This is a genomic window from Pseudophaeobacter profundi, assembly GCF_029697505.1.
In the GTDB taxonomy this organism is placed as follows: Bacteria; Pseudomonadota; Alphaproteobacteria; order Rhodobacterales; family Rhodobacteraceae; genus Pseudophaeobacter; species Pseudophaeobacter profundi.
In genome coordinates, this window is sequence record NZ_JARJEF010000078.1 from 1 (window position 1) to 452 (window position 452).

Sequence of the window (452 nt, forward strand, 5' to 3'; positions counted from 1 at the left end):
AAATTAGTTTACGCCATACTACTGTCTTTTAACGTATTTTACGTGCGTGCATTCTGTCCAGAAAACAGCTGATTACCGAACTGTACGGAAAAACTCTTTCCCGCACTAGTACGGAAAATAGTTTTAAGGGCCGTGATTGGTTGATAGTACTGGAATGAATTCTAAGGGCTGTAATTGGTGGATTGTCAAAACGTTGACATATCGTAATCATCAGCTGATTAAATATTCGTTGACAATCACATGTTTTACAACCAGAAAGAAATATTCAATCCATGAAAAAAATGTAGGCCCTAGCGGATTTGATTTTTTGAGCGGGTTTTTACTAGTAGTTTTTTTTGTTTTTTTTTTAATATGTTTGCGCCAATGGCATTTTACTAAGAGGGTTAAGAGAGGAACACAAACGCTTTTAGGGAAAGCGGTCCAAACCCATCAAATTTTTGTGGACATCCCGG

At 37.2% G+C, this 452-nt stretch carries 1 protein-coding gene; it reads left to right on the plus strand.

Annotation, left to right across the window (positions count from 1 at the left end):
• Nucleotides 1-136 precede the first annotated feature (136 nt).
• Nucleotides 137-452 (plus strand): hypothetical protein (locus P2081_RS20345; RefSeq protein ID WP_278924611.1); only part of this gene is annotated, 316 nt, incomplete at its 3' end.